The sequence below is a fragment of the Chloroflexota bacterium genome, assembly GCA_014360905.1.
Classification (GTDB): domain Bacteria; phylum Chloroflexota; class Anaerolineae; order UBA2200; family UBA2200; genus JACIWX01.
On record JACIWW010000003.1, the window covers coordinates 62,616 to 83,738 of the forward strand.

At 50.0% G+C, this 21,123-nt stretch carries 17 protein-coding genes; all 17 read left to right on the forward strand.

The features are described 5' to 3' along the window. Nucleotides 1-43: 43 nt before the first annotated feature. The 17 genes from H5T67_02165 to rffA all read left to right on the forward strand — a co-directional run bounded on the left by H5T67_02165 (nucleotide 44) and on the right by rffA (nucleotide 21,035). Nucleotides 44-1,525 (forward strand): radical SAM protein, encoded by a 1,482-nt coding sequence (locus H5T67_02165; GenBank protein ID MBC7244125.1) that lies wholly within the window; start codon nucleotides 44-46, stop codon nucleotides 1,523-1,525. Further along, a complete protein-coding gene (locus tag H5T67_02170; protein ID MBC7244126.1) occupies nucleotides 1,522-2,229 on the forward strand; it encodes a class I SAM-dependent methyltransferase in 708 nt (235 codons plus the stop codon). Before H5T67_02165 ends, H5T67_02170 begins: the two co-directional genes overlap by 4 nt. Continuing rightward, on the forward strand, nucleotides 2,219-3,694 hold the full coding sequence (locus tag H5T67_02175) for an MOP flippase family protein (protein ID MBC7244127.1): 1,476 nt from the start codon (nucleotides 2,219-2,221) through the stop codon (nucleotides 3,692-3,694). The genes H5T67_02170 and H5T67_02175 overlap by 11 nt, the downstream gene beginning before the upstream one ends. A gap of 34 nt (nucleotides 3,695-3,728) precedes the next feature. Continuing rightward, the gene (locus H5T67_02180) at nucleotides 3,729-4,814 is read left to right on the forward strand and encodes a glycosyltransferase (GenBank protein MBC7244128.1); all 1,086 of its coding nucleotides are present in this window, start codon (nucleotides 3,729-3,731) and stop codon (nucleotides 4,812-4,814) included. Nucleotides 4,815-4,820: 6 nt separating this feature from the next. Continuing rightward, on the forward strand, nucleotides 4,821-6,017 hold the full coding sequence (locus H5T67_02185; protein MBC7244129.1) for a glycosyltransferase: 1,197 nt from the start codon (nucleotides 4,821-4,823) through the stop codon (nucleotides 6,015-6,017). 27 nt (nucleotides 6,018-6,044) lie between these two features. After that, the gene (locus tag H5T67_02190; protein ID MBC7244130.1) at nucleotides 6,045-7,169 is read left to right on the forward strand and encodes a hypothetical protein; all 1,125 of its coding nucleotides are present in this window, start codon (nucleotides 6,045-6,047) and stop codon (nucleotides 7,167-7,169) included. 190 nt (nucleotides 7,170-7,359) lie between these two features. Beyond that, nucleotides 7,360-8,592 (forward strand): glycosyltransferase family 4 protein, encoded by a 1,233-nt coding sequence (locus tag H5T67_02195; protein MBC7244131.1) that lies wholly within the window; start codon nucleotides 7,360-7,362, stop codon nucleotides 8,590-8,592. A gap of 5 nt (nucleotides 8,593-8,597) precedes the next feature. Then, nucleotides 8,598-10,055 carry an O-antigen ligase family protein gene (locus tag H5T67_02200; protein MBC7244132.1) on the forward strand — a complete coding sequence of 486 codons (1,458 nt, stop codon included), beginning with the start codon at nucleotides 8,598-8,600 and terminating at the stop codon, nucleotides 10,053-10,055. A 5-nt stretch (nucleotides 10,056-10,060) separates the two neighbouring features. After that, on the forward strand, nucleotides 10,061-11,170 hold the full coding sequence (locus H5T67_02205) for a glycosyltransferase family 4 protein (GenBank protein ID MBC7244133.1): 1,110 nt from the start codon (nucleotides 10,061-10,063) through the stop codon (nucleotides 11,168-11,170). Between the two features lie 9 nt (nucleotides 11,171-11,179). Then, on the forward strand, nucleotides 11,180-12,277 hold the full coding sequence (locus tag H5T67_02210; GenBank protein ID MBC7244134.1) for a radical SAM protein: 1,098 nt from the start codon (nucleotides 11,180-11,182) through the stop codon (nucleotides 12,275-12,277). Between the two features lie 52 nt (nucleotides 12,278-12,329). Next, complete coding sequence (locus tag H5T67_02215; protein ID MBC7244135.1) at nucleotides 12,330-14,102, forward strand: glycosyltransferase family 39 protein; 1,773 nt, start codon at nucleotides 12,330-12,332, stop codon at nucleotides 14,100-14,102. After that, entirely contained in the window at nucleotides 14,099-15,262 is a 1,164-nt protein-coding gene (locus tag H5T67_02220) for a glycosyltransferase family 4 protein (GenBank protein MBC7244136.1), read from the forward strand. Before H5T67_02215 ends, H5T67_02220 begins: the two co-directional genes overlap by 4 nt. An 8-nt stretch (nucleotides 15,263-15,270) precedes the next feature. Then, nucleotides 15,271-16,305, forward strand: coding sequence for a glycosyltransferase family 4 protein (locus H5T67_02225; GenBank protein MBC7244137.1), 1,035 nt, complete (start codon nucleotides 15,271-15,273; stop codon nucleotides 16,303-16,305). After that, on the forward strand, nucleotides 16,305-18,149 hold the full coding sequence (locus H5T67_02230) for a nucleotidyltransferase family protein (protein MBC7244138.1): 1,845 nt from the start codon (nucleotides 16,305-16,307) through the stop codon (nucleotides 18,147-18,149). Before H5T67_02225 ends, H5T67_02230 begins: the two co-directional genes overlap by 1 nt. A gap of 64 nt (nucleotides 18,150-18,213) precedes the next feature. Beyond that, nucleotides 18,214-19,137, forward strand: coding sequence for a glycosyltransferase family 2 protein (locus H5T67_02235; protein MBC7244139.1), 924 nt, complete (start codon nucleotides 18,214-18,216; stop codon nucleotides 19,135-19,137). A gap of 7 nt (nucleotides 19,138-19,144) precedes the next feature. Next, nucleotides 19,145-19,900, forward strand: a complete 756-nt coding sequence (locus H5T67_02240; protein MBC7244140.1) for a GNAT family N-acetyltransferase — start codon at nucleotides 19,145-19,147, stop codon at nucleotides 19,898-19,900. Further along, nucleotides 19,893-21,035 (forward strand): dTDP-4-amino-4,6-dideoxygalactose transaminase, encoded by a 1,143-nt coding sequence (gene rffA / locus H5T67_02245; protein ID MBC7244141.1) that lies wholly within the window; start codon nucleotides 19,893-19,895, stop codon nucleotides 21,033-21,035. The genes H5T67_02240 and rffA overlap by 8 nt, the downstream gene beginning before the upstream one ends. Nucleotides 21,036-21,123 lie beyond the last annotated feature (88 nt).

A 21,123-nucleotide genomic window follows, 5' to 3' on the forward strand; every position in this document is an offset into this window, starting at 1 on the left:
ACGGGCTTGACCATGGCGATGATTCGTGCTGGAAGAAGATAAAATGAAAGTTTGTTTGGTCTATTCAGATGTTGGCGGTGTGGCACGGTATGGTGCCCGCAAATATTACCATGGCCTGGGCTATCTTTCCAGTGTATTGAAGCAGGCAGGTCATCAAACTGCTTTGATCTACCTCTTGGCTGAGCCTGTGAAAGGTGAGTTTCTGCAGCAAGTCGCTGCTATAGCGCCAGATATTATTGCTTTTTCTGCCACTACCCATCAATTTCCTTACGTGGAAAAATGCGCCCGCTGGATCAAGGAATCCTTGCCAGAGATGCTATGCATAGCTGGCGGACCCCATCCCACACTTGTGCCAGAGGATGTGCTTGCTAACTCGAATTTTGACCTGGTTTGCATCGGCGAAGGCGAGTACCCTTTGCTCGATCTAGTGACAGCTCTACAAGAAGGGCGAGAGATAACGAATATTCCTAACCTTTGGCTGCGCCGAGATGGGGCTTTGGTTAAGAATCCCTTGCGACCGTTGCTGGCCAATCTGGATGAGCTGCCCTTCGCCGATCGAGAACTGTTCGATTTTGAGCAGATTCTGGCAGCTAACGATGGATGGGTGGATATGATGGCCGGACGAGGTTGTCCATATGGATGTTCTTATTGCTGCAACCCCATCCTTCGCGAGAAATTCAAAGGACTGGGCAGGTATGTCCGGTTCCGGAGCGTGGACAATGTGCTCTCTGAAATACGCTTCTTAACTGGTCGCTACAGGGTCAAAACGCTGAATTTCCAGGATGATGTCTTTACCCTCGATCGGAACTGGACATTGCAATTCTGCCGGAAGTATGAAAGGGAATTTGACCTTCCATTCTGGATTAACACGCGAGTCGAACGCATTAACGATGAAGAAATAGTAGCAGCATTAGCTCGTGCCGGATGTCGTGGAGTGCGTATCGGCATCGAATCGGGCAATGAAAAGCTGCGCGCTGAAATACTCAAGCGACGCATGTCCAACGATGAGATTCGGCATGCCTTCGCCCTGGCACGCCGGCATGGTTTGGATGTGTACACATGCAACATGCTTGGTATACCAGGAGAAACAGCGGAGATGATTCAGGAGACTGTTGACCTGAACCGCGAATTGCAGCCCGCAGATTTACAATTCTCAGTTTTTTATCCTTACCCTATGACTGAACTCTATGATTTGGCGGTGCGCGAAGGGTATCTGATAGAGGGTGAATCATTGCCTAGTTACTACGAGCGTAGAAGCATTCTCCGCTTGCCCACTTTGACCCCTGAGGAGTTGGAGCGGGGCTATGATCGGTTTCAGCAACTCAAGGATGAATTACGCCTGAAAAGGGAAAATCCGCGCAAGTACCGCGTTTATCAAGTGTTACGGCGGATATTCTTTGGAGATGTGGGAAAAGCTCATGCGGCATTGCAGCTGCTTGGGCGTATCAAGAGGGGCGTTAGCCGTTTCTGGCGACGACGTCAGCCTGAGCGGAGCGAACGACAGACGGTGCAGGAGAAGGGATGAATCTGGTCGAGTTTTACGATGCATATTGGCGACAGGCTGATGATACGTTCGACATGGAACGCCTGAATTTGATTGCCAGTCGTGTGTCTTCTGGCGAGAACGTATTGGAAGTGGATTGCGGCCCTGGCGTGTTGGCCAAGTTAATGCAGCAGCGCGGGGCCCGGGTGACAGGTACAGATTTGTCTATTGTCGCAGTCGAGCGAGCGCGCGCTAAGGGTATAGAGGCTTACCAAGTGGATGTGGATACAGAGCCTTTGCCATTTGCCGATGCTTCCTTTGACACGGTGGTGTCGAATTCGATGATTGAGCACCGCTTTTTCCCTGAGAGATCCTTTGACGAATGCGTGCGTGTCTTGAAACCAGGGGGTAAGTTCATCGTTTGTTTGCCTAACATCGCTCATTGGATATGCCGCTGGTGGATCATTACAGGCCGTTTCCCCTACGTGGAGAACTCACCCACTGATATGCTGCACCTGCGTTTCTTCACCGTCTCTGAAGTAAAGAAACTATGCCATCAGCGCGGTTTGCGCATTTTGGAAATAGACGGAAGCCCCAGCCTCTGGGCGAAAGAGTTCTATCCAGCGCTGGTCAGGTCACGGTATATGCGCCGTACGTATTCCTGGCTGGCGCATCGCTGGCCCTCGCTGTTTGCCAGGGACTTTGTCGTTTTGTGCCGAAGGGAGGATAACTCTCGTGACGCTTAGACGACAGGCTACGGCTGGCGTTTTCTGGGTTAGCATATCCACCGTGGTCAACAATTTGTTCGTGATGTTGACACGATACATCCTGGCTAGGATGTTGCTCCCTGCGGAGTTCGGGTTAGTTTCGATGGCCTACATAGCGATCGATTTCTTACAGATGTTTCGTGAAATGGGGTTCTCTTCAGCACTGATTTACCGCAAGGGGGATATCCGTAAAGCAGCGGATACAATGTTTATCTCGGTGCTTATTATCGCCATAGTTCTTTTTATCCTGGCATTTATCTCTGCTCCTTATGTAGCCGTTTTCTTTCGCTCGCCTGAATTACAACTCGTGTTGCGCGCTCTTTCTGTGAACATCCTTATTTCGGCGCTTGGCCAGGTGCAATTCTCATTGCTGGCCAAAAGCCTATCTTTTCGTGAAAAACTGCTTCCTGATTTGGTGCCAACTGTGGCCTATGGAGTGGTATCCATTTCTTTGGCTCTAATGGGCTTTGGTGTATGGAGCCTGGTTATTGCTAGGATTGTGGATTCCATTTTGACCTCTGCGCTGGCATGGATGGTTGTTCCCTGGTGGCGGCCAAGCTTGCGTTTTGACCAGGAGGAAGCAAGAGCGCTTTTTGATTACGGGAAGCACATTGTAGGCAGCAGCGTATTGATTTACTTTATCACGAACTTGGACAATACCTTTATCGGACGGGTGTTAGGAGAAGAACAACTCGGCTATTATGGCTTTGCCTATAATCAAGCGAACCTACCTGCTACGCAAATATCTCGTATCATTGGGCAGGTGCTTTTCCCTGCTTATTCCAAAATTCAGGGCGATATAGCGGCTTTGCGCGCGGCTTTCTTCAAGACATTGCACTATGTCTCATTGGTATCCATACCTGTATCGGTTGGCATGATCGCTTTTGCAGCGCCTTTTATTCAAACTCTTTACGGAGGACGGTGGGCCCCCGCGATTTTGCCATTGCAGATACTGGGCATTTACGGTCTACTGCGTGCTGTAGCGGTCAATATGGGCAGCATTTTCAAGGCAGGGGGCAAGCCCAACTGGTTAACCTATATTGCCCTATGGCGTCTTGCCACAATGGGTATTTTCTTGTATCCAGCCACCAAGTACTATGGCATTGTTGGAGTAAGCGTGCTTTCTGCTATTGTCTCTATCATTGATTTTATTATTTCCGCAGTCTTGACGAACAAGCTCATCTACGGTAAACTTTTGGATTACATACAGGCATTATGGTTGCCAAGTGCGCTTTCGGTGCTCTCGGCATTATTGGCCACGTGGTCGTACGGGCGTATGGCTGAAAGACATGCTTTTATCGCTCTGGTGATGGCTGGCGCATTGATGGTTATTGTTTATGGGTTATTTGTTCTTATCCTGGATAGAGAAGTGCGCCAGTTTATAGCGAACCTGTTGGTTGATGCAGAGGAAGCTCGGAAAAGATTGACAGGCAATGCTGCATAATTGTCAGGACAGCCTGCAGGAGCGTGCAAGAGGGGTGGTCCCAAACTACCACGTGGTTCAGATCTCTAAAGTGCGCATGAATCCGTACGTAAGGCTTCTGCAAGGGGCTTTGCGTGAGGTGGGGATTTCTTGCTCAGTGGCGGATGGACTTTCCCCGCGTCTGGTACGCTCTTGGCGAGAAAAGCCGGCTGTGCTACATTTGCATTGGCTGGAATTATTGTATACTTCAACCAGTTCCGTCCGTAGCATCCGCTTGTTGGCTGCTGTTTTGTGGGGGCTTTTTGAAGCCAAAAATAATGGGTGCAAAATTGTCTATACTGTGCACAATTTGAATCCCCATGAACAACGCATGCCCTTTCTTGGCCGTATCGCTAATCCGATCCTCTTCGCCATGGCTGATGCTTTGCATGTGCACGACGAGCAGGCTAGATTGGATGTAGCACGTGCTTATCCACATGTGATGAGATGGCGAGAAAAAAGTGGCAAGAAGACCTACGTGGTGCCACATGGGAGCTACATTGGTGCCTATCCTAATCAGTGCACAAGAGAGGAAGCTAGAGCGCGGCTGGGATTGGATCAAGAAGCATTTGTATACCTTTTTCTGGGGTTGATTCGACCTTATAAGGGCGTGGAGGACTTGATTACTGCATTTAGCCAATTGCGCGATGGCGTTTGCCAATTAGTGGTGGCTGGCCATGTGCATGATGCAGCATATGCGGAGACGTTGACACGGCTCATACAAGGACAGGCTAAGGTTCACGCCTGGTTTGAATATGTACCAGATTCTGATGTACAGTATTTCATGAATGCTAGTGATGTCTGTGTATTACCATACCGTGACGTGACGACATCAGGAGCAGCCATCCTAGCCTTTTCCTTTGGCAAGCCTGTTATAGCCCCAGCTCTTGGAGGGTTCCTGGAGTTGGTTTCTCGTGAGCGAGGGATTCTCTACGATCCGATGAAAGCGGATGGGCTCCTGCATGCATTGCAGCAGGCTCGCCTAGCGGACATGAAAAAGACAGGAGAGCGCGCTTTGGCCTGGGCAAGGGAGCATGAATGGCGTGCCTTGGTTCCCTATTTCGTTCGTATGTACAATGGGGTCTGGGTTGCCCGAGAGTAGTGCGTAATGATTGAGGGGCATGATATTTTGTGTTTTGCGCCAGGGCCTTGGGATGATATTTGGCGCAATCGTCATCAAATCATGACCAGGTTAGCTCGCGCCAATAGGGTTTTGTATATCGAGCCATGGCCCGAGTTAAGGCCGGTGCTACGTCGCCTGCGGAGCGGTGAACTCGCTCTCAGGGATATGAGAGGGCCATGTCTGAAACAAGTGCAGCAGAATCTCTATGTGTATCAGCCCCCACTGTGGGCGCCGCGTGCTGGGCGGTTTCCACTGAACGCGATTACGGAGACTCTCTACATGGCTCTTCTGCAGCGAACGCTAAGGCGCTTGCATGTTCAGCAACCCATTCTGTGGTTGTTTATGCCGGATATGGAGGTTTTCATCGGACGTTTTAACGAGAAGCTGGTAATCTATCACATTGTAGATGAATACGCAGGATATAGTGGAATCAGTGCGAGCTGGCGCCCGGTCATGGAGCGGATGGAGCAACAGTTGGCGTGCAGAGTGGATTTGGTGTTTGTCACTTCACCAACGCTTCTCGAACGTAAGCGACAGTTGAATGAAAGGATTTTTCTGGTTTCTAATGCTGCAGATTATGAGGCTTTCGCTTCCGTATTGGAGGGTCCCACACGCATACCATTCGATATGGCTAGTATATCCAGACCCATTGCTGGCTACATCGGAGCAATCAATGAAAAGATCGATCTAAGTTTGCTAGCTCGAATAGCACAAAATTGCCTTGATTGGTCATTGGTTTTGGTGGGACCGATTGCGATCAAAGATGAGGAAAGCCTTTGGGCCTTGAACGTGTTGCAGGCATTGCCCAATGTACACTTCTTGGATCGGAAGAAGGTGGAAGAGGTTCCTTATTATATTGCTGCCTGTGATGTGTGCTTGTTACCTTATCGTATTAATGAATGGACTAAAAATATTGACTCTTTGAAGCTGTATGAGTACCTGGCGTGCGCTAAGCCAGTTGTTGCAACGGATGTGCCCGCTGCGCAGAGATTTTCTCAATTCGTGAAGATTGCAAGAAGTGATACTGAGTTCATCACGAGCATGAACTCAGCGCTTAAAGAGGATAGTCCGGCGTTGCGGATGGAGCGACGGCGCATTGCAGCTCAACATACCTGGGAGAAGCGCGTGAACGAACTTTCGGACGCTATTGAGGCTCGGCTGCAGGAGCGACAGCTTCGATGACGCAGAGATGTTTTGAAGGGAGGCATGATGGCTGCTGAGATTTTGACCTATTTGAGGATTATTGGGAAGCGATGGTGGTTGATCACCTTGATTTTTGTTGTAACGAACTCCGTTATTCTGTTCAATGCAGTGAAAGCGAAGCCGGTGTATCAGGCCTATGTGAAGCTGCAAGTGATCGCGCCAGAACCACAGCAAGTTTCGCTGTTTTCGGCTACCCAGTCTGTAAGTAGCCGCGATGAAATTATCGCAGTTCAGGTTCAATTTGACGCGGCTTTGCACAGTCCCTATGTTGCTTGGCAGACTATTGCCGATCTCAATCTGGGTATTTCTGCTGCGGAACTTTTGAAAGGATTGACTGTGACTGGAGAAGAGGAATTTCTGCACGTAACCTTTGAAGCTGACAACCCGATGTTGGTTGAAGCGATTGCTACAACGCATGTGGAAAATGCGTTCAAGTATTATGCGCAAATACGTGCCAAGTCTGCTACTGTTGCCCTGCAGTTTATCCAGCAACAGTTATCGGACGAGGAGAAAGCGCTTGCAACAGCCCAAAATGCTCTTCTTGAGTTCAAGCTGGCTCACAATATGGATTCGTTACCAAGGGAGATTCTTGCTATCCAGGATCAGTTGCGTAGCTTGCGCCTGGAACGTGCTAAACTCGTCGCAGAGCGCGAGGCGGCTCAGGCTATAGCGGATAAATACAAAGCGGAGGCAGCTCAAGCCGATCCAAAGAAAACCACGATAGATTACGCGACTTTGGCATTTAACCAAGATGTTGCTGTGGCCAGCATTCTCGCGCGTGAGGCAGAGTATGACCGTCTTATCGCCCAGTTGGAGACCGAGCTGGAGCAGTTGCTAAAGTTCACAACGGAATATGATAGTCTATTGCGAAATGTAACCCGTATCCAATCAAACTACAACTTTCTAGCTGACAAGGAGAACGAAGCAAGGCTCAAACAAAGCCAGGCCAACAATGTCAGCTTTATCCAGATTATCGAGCCTGCGCGAATGCCCGATCGCCCGGCGCCATCGCGTACTCCCAAGATGTTGGCTGTGGGAAGCATAGTGAGTATCCTCGCTGGGGTGATACTGGCCTTCATCCTGGAGTTCATTTCTACCTTGCGTGCGTCAGTGAAACAAGAAAGCGTCTAGACAGGTGACATTGAAAATGCGATGCAGCCTGCACGCTGGTTTGAGATCGGTCGGGTAGACCTCATTGATGCAGTATGGCCGCCTTTCTCAGTCTACTGGTGTTGTTTTTGTCACTACTTGCTTGCCAATCACCGTTGTAAAGGGTGGATGCAGTTGTTGCAGGCAGTCCAAATGAGTATAGGTATCAATAATGCGTAAACACCGAGTGCTTTATCTGGATGCAGCACCAGACGTTGGAGGCTCTGTTGTCAGCCTGCACGAACTGCTCAAAGGTCTGGACCGGACGCGTTACGAACCTGTTGTTGTTACTTATGCGCCGCATAAATATGTGGACAGGTTTCGTGCGCTAGGAGCTGAAGTAGTAGTCTGGGATGTGTACAACATGCCAGATCATCGCCCTGAGTGGGTTAGCGGGGTGCGCCAATCGAAGTTTGCGCAGTGGTTACGAAAGAGCACCTGGGGCTCAAGCCTATATCATGGTTTGGGTTTTGGAATTCTGTTCGTACGCCGGCTTTGGCCTCGCGCTCGAGCACTGCAACGCATTATGAGCGAGAAAGAAGTTGACTTAGTGCACACGAATAGCCTGATGAGTCATGACCGCGAGGGTATAATGGCGGCCAGATTGGTAGGTCGGCCCTGTGTGTGTCATGTTCGGGATTTTGAACAGTGGGATTGGTTCGAAAAGCGGCTTGCTAAAATGGTCACTAGATTTATCTATATCTCAGAGGCGGTGCAGAAACATTACGTAGAATCAGGAGTGCCTTTCTCAAAAGGTCGTGTTGTGTATAATGGTCTTGATGTGGCGGTTTTCGCCAGTGCACTGGATGCGGCAAAAGGTCGCCAGAGCCTCGGCATCGCTCAGGATGATCTGGCGGTAGGGATCGTAGGGCGCTTAGATAGCTGGAAGGGGCATCAGATTTTTCTAGAAGCCATGGCACAAGTTAGGGAAGTTGTGCCGAATGCTAAAGGTGTTATTGTTGGTGATCCTCCTCCTCATAAGCCACAGTATCGCGATACGCTCTTAGCACTGTGTGATGAACTGGGCCTGAAGGACCATACCATTTTCAGTGGGTTTCGTGTGGATGTGCCACTGGTTATGTCTGCGCTAGATGTAGTTGTTTTGGCATCCACCTCTCCTGAACCTTTTGGACGAGTGCTCATCGAAGCCATGGCTGCTGGAAAACCTGTTGTGGCCACAGATGGTGGTGCAGTGCGGGAGATCATCGAAGATGGAGTTCAAGGTCTTGTCGTTCCACCAAGGGATCCTGCTGCTCTAGCCCGCGCTATTACCTACCTCTTGACCCAGCGCGATCTGGCCAAGGCCATGGGCCAGAGGGGTCAAGCCAAAGTGCGTGAAAGGTTCAGTTTGCAGCAATACGTTGATGGTGTGCAGGCCGTCTATCGTGAGGTGTTAGTAGGATAGCGTTGATGAACAAAGAACACGCGTTGAAAGGAATTCGGGCTGCAAAGCATGTGCTCATAGGGACGCTGTTGGTAGCCTTGACCGGAGCTGGTGGGTTCTTTTTGGGCAGTTTAGTCTGCTCGCCAAGCTGGACTAATGCTGTGCGTCTGGTAGGCATAGTCGGAGTGATCGCGGTTATCCTGGTTATCCTGATTGACCTGCTCAACGGGCTGCTGTTGTGGATTGTTCTGGAACCATACCAGAATTTCTGGTATCTCAACATCAAAATGCCCAAGGGAGTTCCTGATCTTAGCTTGAGTCGGCTAGCGATCGCCTTTTTGTTCCTTATTTGGGTTGCGAAGATGGCCGTTGGGAAAAAGAAGTTGTGTCCTCCCAAAGGTGTAGAAATCTTCATGTTGATGTTCTGCATCATGGCAGTGCCTTCCTTGCCTGCGTCGTGGCAGGGCATCTCTGCAACTATGCAGTTCTTTTTCGACAGGTTGGTTATTCCTTTTCTGGTTTTTATCTTGGCCAAGAATCTTTATGAAGACGGGATTGCGTTGGACAAGCTTATCGCGGCCTTGGCTGTGATTGACATCTATCTATGCTTTATGGTCTTCTATGAACACATCACTGGTCAGCCGCTCTTCTATGTAATAGGCAGGCAGACAGTCTATACACAGCACCTACGCAAGATCGTTAGCCTTCTTGGCAATCCTGCTTACATAGCCACCGTGCTGGCGATGATTTTCCCAATGACTTTCTACAAGTTTATACGGGCATCTCTTCCATCTTCCAGAGCATTTTACGGTATCTTGTCCATTCTGGCGGCGCTTGGCAATTTCTTCTGTTACAATCGCGGTGGGTGGCTAGCATTGGTTGTTGCAGTACTTATTCTCATGTTCTTTGAACGTAGGTATCGGCAGATTCTGTTACCCATCATTCTAATGGTTGCTGTTTTGGTACTAGTGCTCTGGCAACCAATTAGCAAGAGCGCAGTAGTTTCCGAGCGGCTGTTTGGCGAAACCTCGATTCGGTCGCGAATGCGCATGTTAGAAATGGGCCAGAAAATGGTTCGTGATCACTTGCTTTTCGGAGTGGGATTTGACAATTTTTCCCAGTACTATATCAAGTATGGTGGTTACTGGTCTAGCATTGCCGTTGTTCCCCCCACTCCGCATAATACTTATTTGCTCGTTCTAACGACCATGGGACTCGTCTCTTTTATTCCCTACGTGATGCTCTTTGTTTCCATGTTTCTCGAAATAGTAAGCGCGCTGCGTCGTGCCTGCAAGGGTACGATAGACCGAGCATTATTACTATCTGGTTGGGCAGTTATTGCTGCCTACACCGTATCGGCAATGTTTATTGACATCTACATAAGTACTTTTACTAGTCTTGTCTTCTTTTGTATCACCGGGATGATCTTAGGTTATGTGAATCATCTTAGCTCATCGCCAGAAAAACAGCGAGAAAGGCCTTAGCGAGTATGCGCGTTGCTATACTAGGTCAGTATCCCCTCGATGAACAACGCATTGTAGGTGGGATTGAATCTGTCATGGTACCGCTCTCGCGTAGTCTAGCAGACTTTGATGATTTGGAGTTGCATGTGGTGACTTGTCAACCTGGCGTTGAAGAACAGCAGTGCGCTACGGGCTCTCATTTGCCATTGCACATCTTGAGGCGGAGGCGTCTGGGACGGCTCACCTTTCACATGCGAGATGCATTGCATATTCAGCGTACCGTTGCGCAGATAGCGCCCGATGTCGTGCATGCACAAGGCACAGGCATTTACGCTATGGCTGCTGTTCACTCCCCTTATGCTCATGTGATTACTATGCATGGCATTGTTTTGTCTACTCATCTAAGGGGCTTCATCGACCGCTTTTGCGAGTGGTACTCTATAGCTAGGGCGAAAAATCTGATTTGCATCAATCCTTATGTAGAACAAAAGCTAATGCGCATGGGAGTGTTTCACGGACGCTTGTACCGGATCGAAAATCCAGTAGATGAGAGATTCTTCACGGTGAATTGCCAAGGAGAGGAAGCGACCATACTATATGCAGGCCGGGTGATTCCCCAAAAAGGGCTCTTGAATTTGCTGCAAGTGCTAGCGGAAGTACGGAAAACTCACCCGCAGGTCTGTTTGCGCGTGGCTGGTGAAACCGAAAGCGCTCCGGCGTATTTGAAGATCTGCCGCGAGTTCATTGCCCAGCAGGATCTGGAGAAAGCAGTAAGTTTTTTAGGTTCCTTGACAGTCGAACAGATGGTACAGGAGTTTGCGCGATGCACGGTTTTTGCGTTGCCTTCACAGCAGGACACTGCTCCAGTAGTAGTAGCTGAGGCGATGGCTGCAGGTCGGCCAGTTGTCGCTACACGAGGCTATGGCATGCAGAGCATGGTGGAAGATGAGCAAAGCGGGTTATTGGTAGAGCACGGGGATATCGGGAGATGGACGCAAGCTTTAACCAGGCTACTTTCTGACTCTGCTCTGAGAACGCGCATGGGGCGTAAGGGGCGTGAGTTGGCTCAGGCACGCTTCCATCCGACCGTAGTGGCTAATGCCACAAGGGCTGTCTATTATGAGATAATTAGGTAGTGGACGCTGATGGGCACTTTCAAGAAGTTGCTGACTGCTAATTGGCCGGCTGTGCTACGCGGTTTTTATGAATACAATATCCTGCGTCATTTTCGTACACTGCCTCTACGCCAGTTGGGAATAGATGTTACTTACCGCTGCAATTCGCGTTGCGTGATGTGCAACATTTGGAATGCGGAGAAAAGGCCCGAATTGAGCGTAGAGCAATTCGACCAGATTTTAGCCGATCCACTGTTCAAAAGCGTTGAGCGCTTGTTGATTTCCGGCGGAGAACCGACCTTAAGAACCGATTTGCCTGATCTCATCGAGGTCTGCTTTAGACGCATGCCTTCTGTGCGCTTGCTATCTCTGGTTACTAATGGGCTATGGCCAGAACGCATAGTATCCACCTGTGAGGATATCGCTAAGCGTTGTACAGCACGGGGAGTTCGCATGAGCATATCCGTATCCTTGGATGGCCTGGCGGAAACACACGATACCATGCGTCATATTCCTGGAGCTTTTGCAAAAACTGTAGAGACAATTGACGGTCTGCGCAAACTACAAGAGCAATACGACTTTTATTTGGGCGTTGGCTGTGTTATCTGCCACTTGAATCTGCATCAACTGGATGCTTTCGCTGATTGGTGCAAGGAACGCAACCTTCCTATTGGTTTCCAACTCGTTGGTTTTCATGACTCTTATGTGGACAATCTGGCTCAGCGTACGATTCTAGATTTCGATGATAGAGATCGTCCAGTATTGTATGCGTTGATGGAGAAATTGGCAGCGGAAAAATCACTTACCAACACAATGGCCTACTACTGGTCTGATATGCTCCACCTCTACAGGGATGGGCGGGCGAGACAGAGCCCCTGTGTCTTCCTCGTAGATTCGCTCGTCCTGGATGCCTATGGCAATATTCGTTTTTGTGAGACTGCAGACAACCTAGGAAACTGTCTAGTAGATGGTTCTTGTACTGAACTATATTACAGCGCTAGGGCGGCAGCCCTGCGGAAGGCTATGATGGAAAGTGTATGTCGCTCGTGTAATAGTGGCTGTTTGGTCAACGTTGCTTTGCGCAAGGACCTCCTGAGGTACATGCGCTTTCTCCTTTTTGGAACCTAGCCTCCTCTGAGGGAGGTTGTGTTGATTCTTGCGAAAAAGCAGGAGGCTAATTTTGGCTAGGGATAGGCTCGTAATGAGGCGCAGGGATTTGCGACGAGATTGGCTTTGGCTAAGCCTTGTTTTGTTGATTGGGTTGGCTTTGCGGGTATGGGGAGCGGATTTTGGCTTGCCAGGCCTTTATCATCCTGATGAAGGGCTTGTCATTCGTCAAGCGCTAGCTTTCGGAGCAGGCATTTTGCGCCCGTACTCTTATTCATACTCGCCCTTCTTAAGCTATATACTGACTGCGCTCTATGGAGTATATTTCCTGTTAGGGTTGCTGACTGGGCGTTTTCACAACCCATCAGATTTCGCCATTCTATTTTTTAATAACCCTACGCCTTTCTACTTGTTAGCTCGCCTGACCAGTGCTTTCTTTGGTGTAGCTTCTATACTAATGGCTTATGTTCTCTCAGTACGGGCTTATGGAGGAAAGGTACCAATTGCTGCACTGTTCGTTGCTCTCTCACCAGCGCTTGTTCTTCAAGCGCATTATGGCCTGTGCGATGTGCCTACCTCCTTCTTGGTTCTTGTAGCGCTATATGCATTATGGCTTTTTACTGAGGAGCCTACTTTGCGGCGGTTGACTCTCGCTGGGATAGCAACTGGCTTGGCAATTGTGATGAAGTACTATGTTGCTTGGTCGCTGGCCTGTTCGTTGATCGCGGCAGTAGTTTGGGTAGCCAGGCAGAACCATTGGTCAATGAAACGCCTTTTAGGTCATGCAGTATGGGGAAGCCTGATGAGCGTTATTGCCTTTCTGGTAATCTCACCTTTCACTGTGCTGGATTTTCGGGCTTTTTGGACAGATGTGGTTCTTTTTGCACTAGGTATACAAGTGGGCTATGGTCTGAAATTCACTGAGATGCTATCCTATTATGCCACAGCTCTCACGATTGAGGGGTTAGGTCTGCCACTGATGATCGCTGCCTTGGTTGGTTTAGTGTATGCGCTGTATCGTCGGCGTTCTGCAGACATACTATTGACCTCTTTTGTCCTACCTTATCTCATTGTGCTTATCTTCCAAGGCCGGTATCAGCTCAATTGGATTATCACACCTCTGCCTGTACTAAGTATTCTAGCTGCATTGGCTCTTGACAGATTGTGGCACAAGGTGATGGCCACACGGCAACAATGGTGGCCAGTCTCTTTGATTCTGTTAGCAATTCTTGTCTGGCCAATAGCATCCCGTGCTTATCAGACCAGTCAGCGGCTTTCCTGGCCTGATACCCGCAGCATAGCACGGGATTGGATTGAGGCCAATATTCCCTCAGGCGCCAAGATCCTCTCGGATGTACTCTGGACTGTGCCGCAATTGCGCCAGAACCGCGAAAGCCTCGTCCGTTATCTGGGCGAACGAGCTAATGCAAAGGATATAGAGCACCGCTCTGACAGCACTCAAGTAGCCTATGGGCAATACGCTCGCTATCAACTGGCTGCACTGGACAGGTATACCGGTCCTACCTACGACATTGTATATATTCAGCATGAGTGGTGGAAAAGCGATGAGTACGCGGCCGATATCGAGTTCTATCCTGTATGGGGTTTTTTCGAAGGGCGAGTGTTCTCTCTCGATGAGTTGCGGGCGCAGGGTTTTCAGTACGCTGTAGTGAGCAGTTTGAAATACCATCAATATCTCACTGAGGAAGGCAAGAGGAAGTGGCCATCCTCTTATAGACTCTATTCTTCATTGGAAGAGGAATGCCGTTTGGTCAAAGTATTTGAGCCCGACGTAGGTATTGCCGGGCCAGTGATTAAGTTATATGACATATGGAGTGAGCCATGAGGGTGGCCCTGGTTACGCCCTATCCTGTGGATCTCATGCGCATCCCAGGTGGGGTACGTAGCGTGGCTTATCACCTGGCACAAGGGCTGCGCCGCTTTCCTGATTTGGATATTCATGTCCTTCATTGCCACTCAGAGGTGCCGGAAAACCGGGTAGAGATCGATGGGAATCTGACGGTGCATTATATGGCGATGTCCAAGCGACGGATAGTGCCTAATACCATCATGGCCGTTAGACGTGTAGCCAAAGCCTTGTGTCGCTTACAGCCAGACGTGGTCAATGCTCATGCGCCACACTATGCCGTCGCTGCGCTGCGGTCAGGTTATCCGACGATCTATACCATTCATGGTGTGACTCATCGTGAAGCCGCCATTTATAGGGAACATCTTTTTGATCGGATGCGGTTTGCTGTGGAGTTATATTATGCCCGACGAGCTGTGCAAGGGGTGCAGCATCTCGTTGCGATCAGCCCTTATGTAATGGATGAGTACAAAGACAGAACACGGGCACAGTGGCATCGTATAGATAATCCTTTGTCTGATGACTTCTTTGCCGTGGAAGGGCGGGAGGTATCCGGACGCATCTTGTTCGTGGGCAGCATTACCGAGGTGAAAGATTTGCTCACGCTGCTGCAGGCGGTGGCCGTGATGCGTCACGAGCAACCTGCTCTTCCATTAAGTGTACACCTGGCTGGCCGTACGACTAGTCCAAGATATGAGCAGAGGCTGAAAGATTATATCCTGGAGCACAACCTTGCAGCAGTGGTGACTTTTTCGGGCATGCTTGACATGAGGTCTTTACTTCAAGAGTACGCGGAATGTGCGGTTTTGGCGCTGCCCTCGCTGCAGGAAAACGCCCCGATGGCTATTATTGAGGCTATGGCGGCGGGCAAACCAGTTGTGGCTACTAAAGTAGGTGGCATTCCCGACTTAGTAGACGATGGGGAGACTGGATTCTTAGTTGAGGCTGGGGATTTTATGAAAATGGCTCAGCGTTTGGCCATGCTGCTCACCGACGCTGCTTTGCGCCACTACATGGGCGATCTGGCACGGCGAAAGGCGACAGCACGTTTCCGTCTTCAGGAAGTAGCATGTAAATATCGTGAACTCTACTATTTTGTGGCCGGGCAAACCCTGCCTCCTTTTGATGGCAGCACATGAGAATATGCTTGTTTTCTGAGCGGCTGCGACGGCCCTATGACGAGGGTATCAAGAATGTGGCCGTGAGCTTGAGTCGGGCGCTGTCCACTGAACATACTGTATTGCTTCTCACTAGCGGCGGGCGCAATGATGCTGACTGTAAAGTGTACAACGTCAATGTGAACCGGCTTCTGCTTGATGTCAGGTTAGGTGCTATCGTCCGCCGTTTTCAACCACAGGCGATTATCTATGTGCCAACAGCCTGTGGAACCGTGTTCAGTTTTGTCCGAGCCAAGGTGCTTCGTTTTTATGGGCACGGAGTGCCTACCAGTCTCATTACCTTGCAGCCGCGTCCTCATACAGCATGGGGAAAATGGCTTATTGCTCATTTAGCTCCCGATTGGGTGCTAGCACAATCTACGCGGACAGTCAGGGCGATGAATGCACTGGGATGTCGCACTGCTCTTCTGCCACCAGCAGTGGATACACAGCGTTTTCGCCCGGCTTCGACTGCGGAGAAGGCAATGCTCCGCCGCAAGTATGGCGTTCCTGATGCCGCTACGGTGGTGGCCCATGTGGGGCATTTGAAGAACAAACGCAATCTAGCATGTTTTCTGGCGTTACAGATGACAGGTTGTTATCACACGGTAGTAGTAACCAGCACCAGCACCAAACAGGATGAGTCTCTAAAGGAAGCTTTGCGCAGCGCGGGAGGTACAGTTATTGATACGTATGTCGCCAGCATAGAAGATATCTATCGCCTAGCCGATGTGTATCTTTTCCTGGCGAAGGAAGATACAGCGGCGATTGAGTTGCCGCTCTCCGTGCTGGAAGCCATGTCCTGCAATTTGCCAGTCATTACTACACCCTTTGGGGGTTTGCCAGATTTCTTCGCAGAGGGACGTGGATTGCTTTACTGGAGTGGGGAGACAGCAATCGTTGATACGATTGAAGCGGTATTAGCCATGCCAACTGCGACAAGGACGTTAGTTGAGTCCTATACATGGGCGGCTGCTGCCCAGACTTTAGTGAGGCTGCTTCAAGGACACAAGGTGGTTGATTGATGACTCATTCATTGGCACCGAAAGGAACATCCGACTCGCGGGTCAGTGAGGAAATTTGTGCAGCATATCTAGCTGACCCGCTGCGGATTCCCCAACAAGAGATACCCTGGGCAGCGTGTGACGTGGAAACCGTTCTGAAGGTCTTGCGCAAGAACAAGGTACCCTTATTAGCCGTGTCGGAGCAAGGTGACAGGGCAATTTTGGTCAAGGAACCACTTTTCCAAGCGGCCCGTCATGCAGAGGCTGCAGAGCTAGCCGGGCTGAGGGCAGAGTACCGCTTGGTGAAGAAGGAGCTAGACTCTCTGGGCATTAATGATGTGGCGATTAAATCCGTGGGTCTAGCGCCGTCTTTTCCCTACAAGAGTGATAACCTTGACTTGCTCTACAAGCCGCAGGATACCGAGAAGGTGAGAGCAACGCTGATCAAGATGGGCTATGTAGAGTTGAAGAATGTAGAGGAACCTCACAAATACCTTTTCCGCAAGTTCCATGCGGGGCGCTCCGTCTCTGCCATTCATCTGCATGAACATGTGGGCTGGATGGTATCTTTTCTGGATGAGGAGACGCTTTGGCAACGTTGTAGTACTGCTCCGGATGACCCTTTGGTTACAGTTCCGGCTGCCGAGGATGCTCTATTGATCACTCTTGCTCATTGCTTTTATGAGGATAAGCGCGTGACCTTGTTGGATATGCTCAAGTTTGCGCATTGTCTGCGGCAGGGCGTGGACTGGACTGAAGTGTATCGTGTGGCTACTTGGCGTGGCTGGCGCGATGGATTAAATGTTGCCTTATTGTTTTTTGCTTACCAAGAGTGGGTATTGTATGGCGAATCCCTTGTACCTTTGCCGATATTGCAAAAAGCATGGCACGGGATCCCAGCCTGGGCGCAATGGTTTTTACAGCATTATCTGAGTGAGCAAGCCATAAGGGCTCTATGCAGCGGGCAGCAAGACAAACAAGTGGGACGCGTGCATGTGCCATTGCGTATTCCCTTCTTGTTCAGCAAAAGCTTTTTCTATGCCAAACTGCTGCGCGATCCCACGCGCAGCGCGGCGCGCAAGTTCAAGGATGTAGCGTTGCATACTGGCTATGGTATCAAGTTACGCTTGCGCATCCGCAGCCAAAAGGCTATGCTGGTCACGTTCAGTGGCATAGATGGCTGTGGCAAGACCACTCAGGCTAGGGCGCTGCAATCAGCTTTTGACACCTGCCATATTCGAGTTTACTATGTCTGGAATCGTGGAGGCTCTGCTTCGTGGCTGCGCTTTTTCACGAGATGGGCAAAACGCCGGTCGCAAGCGATGCTCGAAGGGGAATTCCCAGTACCAGAATCTAAGGTACGCATTAGGCAGAGGCAGTTTCAGTCTCCCTGGCTGAGGTGGGGATGGGCTTGGCTTACTACGGTTGAGCTGCTGCTCCGTTATATACGGCATGTTACCTTGCCTTTGGTATTTGGATGGGTGGTGATCTGTGATCGTTATTTCTACGACACGCTGGCCGATTGGGCAGCATATTTCGATGACCCTGCGATCGCGAAACGCTGGACTGCTAGGGTACTATGTCTATTAAGCCCGCGTCCACGGTTAGCTTATTGGCTTGATGTATCGCCGGAGATAGCGCGGACTCGTTCGAAGGATGAGAAGCCATTGGATTTCCTATTGGCTCAGCGTGCTTCTTATCAACGGCTGGCTCAGCTCTACAAACTGCACAAGCAGGAAAGCACGCATAGAACATGGCAAGAAATTAGCAATAGTATTGACCGTGAAGTTCTGGAGACCTATTTTGCTGAATATCGTACCTTCATCAACGGCTTGTTTTTGAGGAACCCGGGACAATGGAGGTAATGGCCACGGGTGCATAGGCTTTAGCACCTCAGGCCTGGAATAGAGAATATGAAGGAGGGCAAATATGTGGCAATGTTCCGTAATCATCCCTGTTTATAACGGAGCGTCGACTTTGCCCGCCCTGTTAGAGAGGCTAGCTAATGTACTGCCCACAGTATGTACGCAGTTTGAGGTGATTCTAGTAGATGACGGTAGCTATGACAACAGTTGGCAGGTTATCTGCCAGCTTGCATCGGAATATGATTGGGTGCAAGGCATTGCTCTGACGCGCAACTATGGACAGCACAATGCGCTGTTGTGTGGCATTCGAGCTGCCCGCTATGACATTATAGTGACCATGGATGATGACCTGCAACACCCTCCAGAAGAAATCCCCCAGTTGCTGACCAGGTTGGCTGAAGGGTACGATGTAGTCTATGGCACGCCACATCAGGAGCAACACGGCTTTTGGCGCAATATCGCCTCACAAGTGACCAAGCTAGCTATGCAAAACATGATGGGTGCTGAAATAGCGCGCAAGGTCAGTGCATTCCGCGCTTTTCGCGCTGAATTGAGAAGAGCTTTTGCCGATTATCAGGGTCCCTTTGTATCTATCGATGTATTGTTGACTTGGGGTACCAGGAGTTTTACAGCCATTACCGTGCGTCATGATCCAAGTCCACTGGGAGTATCTAATTATACCTTTGGCAAGCTGGTTACCCATGCTGTCAATATGATGACGGGGTTCAGTACCATGCCGCTGCAAGTTGCCAGTATGAGTGGTTTCGCCTTTACTCTCTTTGGTGTGGCAGTGTTGATTTATGTAGTTGGCCGATACCTGATCCAGGGAGGCGTGGTGCCTGGCTTCTCCTTCCTGGCTTCGGTCATTGCCATCTTCTCTGGTGTGCAGCTTTTCGCTTTAGGAGTTATAGGTGAGTATCTGGCGCGAATGTATTTTCGGACTATGAATAGACCAGCTTATACTATCCGCAGCCAAACGAATCCATAGAGGCTATATGGACGCCAACAATATCTGTCAGTATCTGGATTGGGATTCCAATTTTTTCCACCATCGTATCGCCCAGGTCATAGTGAGGCGATTGACCACCGAGAGCATAGCTTGGATCATGGCATGGTGCAAGAACCATGCCATAGATTGTCTGTATTTTCTAGCAGATTCCAATGATGTTACTACGGTGAGGTTGGCCGAAGATCATGGTTTTCGCCTAGTCGACATCCGTGTTACCCTGGAGAGAGATTTGACAGAGCCAGTCAAGGAGCTAGAGGAAACAGCGGTGATCGTTCGCCTGAGCAATCTAGAGGACATTCCTGCTCTGCGTGCTATTGCCCGCACAAGTTATCGGTACACTCGTTTCTACTATGACACACATTTTCCAGTAGCGCTTTGTGATGCTCTTTACGAGACCTGGATTGAGCGGAGTTGTCGTGGATATGCTGATGCGGTTTGGGTCGCCGACAGCCAAGAGGACGTAGTAGGTTATGTTTCATGCCACCTAAATGGTGCTGAAGGGCGGATTGGTCTAGTGGGTGTCCACATTGCTTGGCAGGGTCAGGGCATAGCTCGTCTGTTGATTTTGGCTGCTCTGCAGTGGTTCGCTGCGCAAGGTGTAAAGAAGGTGAGCGTTGTCACACAGGGGAGGAATTGCAAGGCACAGCGGCTATACCAAAGATGTGGATTCCTGACGCGCTCTGTAGAGCTTTGGTATCATCGTTGGTTCATAGAACTACCTGAGGAAAGTCAAAATGACTGATTACCGCATACCTTTTAATCGGGCAAGTCTAATGGGCAATGAGCTCCGCTACATTGCTACAGCTATTCAACAAGGCCATATCTCTGGTGACGGGGCATACACCAAGAGATGCCAGGCTTTGCTCGAGCAAGTGTTATCAGTGCCCAAGGTACTATTGACTACTTCCTGTACCCACGCTCTGGATATGGCTGCGCTGTTGCTGGATATTCAGCCTGGGGACGAGGTGATTGTTCCGTCATTCACCTTCGTTTCCACCGTTAACGCCTTTGTTCTGCGTGGAGCGCGCCCAGTGTTTGTGGATATTCGTCCTGATACCCTCAACTTGGATGAAACGCAGTTAGAGCGCCTCATCACGCCTCGAACTAGGGCCATCGCGCCAGTTCATTACGCTGGAGTAGGCTGCGAAATGGATGCCATTATGCAGGTCGCCGCACGTCATGGCCTTGCTGTGGTTGAGGATAACGCCCACGGTCTGTTTGGAAGGTATAAGGGCAAATATCTGGGCACTTTTGGCTGCTTGGCTACATTGAGTTTCCATGAAACCAAGAATTTCACCTGCGGCGAAGGCGGTGCCTTGCTGATTAATGAACCGCGCTATATCGAACGAGCTGAGATTATCCGAGAAAAAGGGACCAATCGCAGCCGTTTCTTCCGTGGTCAGGTGGATAAGTACACCTGGGTGGATGTGGGTTCCAGTTATTTGCCCTCGGATATCCTTGCTGCATTTTTATATGCCCAGCTCGAAGCACGAGGGGAAATTCAGGCTAGGCGCAAGAGGGTGTGGCAATATTACAATACCCATCTGCAGAGTTGGGCAGAGGATCATGGAGTGCGGTTGCCTGTTGTGCCAGCGCATTGCGAGCAGCCTTATCACCTGTTTTACTTGCTCATGCCCTCGTTGGAACAACGCCAGGCGTTAATAGAACATTTAAAGGCCCGAGGCATCCTCAGCGTTTTCCACTACTTGCCATTGCACCTCTCGGAGATGGGGCAGCGCTTTGGTGGCCAGAAAGGGGATTGCCCGGTAACCGAGGATGTCAGCGACCGCTTGCTGCGTTTGCCGTTCTACAATGATCTGACCGAAGCGGATCAGGAATGTATCGTGCAAGCCATATATGAATTCAATGGCTGTTGACCAGCACCCTTAAAGCAAAAGAACCTGATGCAGAAGCCGAGCGAGGCTGTTACTATATCGGAAAGCGGTATAGCCTGAAAAACGTAAC

Coding starts and splice junctions, on each gene's coding strand:
- H5T67_02165 (MBC7244125.1), top strand. CDS start 44: ATGAAAGTTTGTTTGGTCTATTCAGATGTTGGCGGTGTGGCACGGTAT.
- H5T67_02170 (MBC7244126.1), top strand. CDS start 1,522: ATGAATCTGGTCGAGTTTTACGATGCATATTGGCGACAGGCTGATGAT.
- H5T67_02185 (MBC7244129.1), top strand. CDS start 4,821: ATGATTGAGGGGCATGATATTTTGTGTTTTGCGCCAGGGCCTTGGGAT.
- H5T67_02190 (MBC7244130.1), top strand. CDS start 6,045: ATGGCTGCTGAGATTTTGACCTATTTGAGGATTATTGGGAAGCGATGG.
- H5T67_02195 (MBC7244131.1), top strand. CDS start 7,360: ATGCGTAAACACCGAGTGCTTTATCTGGATGCAGCACCAGACGTTGGA.
- H5T67_02200 (MBC7244132.1), top strand. CDS start 8,598: ATGAACAAAGAACACGCGTTGAAAGGAATTCGGGCTGCAAAGCATGTG.
- H5T67_02205 (MBC7244133.1), top strand. CDS start 10,061: ATGCGCGTTGCTATACTAGGTCAGTATCCCCTCGATGAACAACGCATT.
- H5T67_02210 (MBC7244134.1), top strand. CDS start 11,180: ATGGGCACTTTCAAGAAGTTGCTGACTGCTAATTGGCCGGCTGTGCTA.
- H5T67_02220 (MBC7244136.1), top strand. CDS start 14,099: ATGAGGGTGGCCCTGGTTACGCCCTATCCTGTGGATCTCATGCGCATC.
- H5T67_02230 (MBC7244138.1), top strand. CDS start 16,305: ATGACTCATTCATTGGCACCGAAAGGAACATCCGACTCGCGGGTCAGT.
- H5T67_02235 (MBC7244139.1), top strand. CDS start 18,214: ATGTGGCAATGTTCCGTAATCATCCCTGTTTATAACGGAGCGTCGACT.
- H5T67_02240 (MBC7244140.1), top strand. CDS start 19,145: ATGGACGCCAACAATATCTGTCAGTATCTGGATTGGGATTCCAATTTT.
- rffA (MBC7244141.1), top strand. CDS start 19,893: ATGACTGATTACCGCATACCTTTTAATCGGGCAAGTCTAATGGGCAAT.